Annotated in this window: 1 pseudogene; it reads right to left on the reverse strand. The window is 74.8% G+C overall.

Annotated elements, in window-relative coordinates:
* A pseudogene (locus KVT14_RS21030) lies at positions 1-229 on the reverse strand (ABC transporter ATP-binding protein); the annotation flags it as partial.
* Between the last annotated feature and the right edge of the window lie 13 nt (positions 230-242).

Genomic DNA, 242 nt, shown 5'->3' on the forward strand with positions numbered 1-242 from the left:
CGATCATCACGCGCTGGCACATGCCGCCGGTGAGCTGGTGCGGGTACGCGCGCGCGGCCCGGGCCGGGTCGGCGATGTGCACCCGGCCCAGCAGCCGCTCCGCCTCCGCCCGCGCGGACCGCTTGTCGGCGCCCGCACCGTCGGCCTGGTGCAGCCGGGCCATGCGGGCGATCTGCTCGCCCACCAGCATCAGGAGGGTGAGCGTGTCCTTCGGGCTCTGGAAGATCATCGCGAACCGGCGC

Origin of the sequence: Cellulomonas sp. GbtcB1 (assembly GCF_019091725.1) — a bacterium.
Taxonomy (GTDB): domain Bacteria; phylum Actinomycetota; class Actinomycetes; order Actinomycetales; family Cellulomonadaceae; genus Cellulomonas.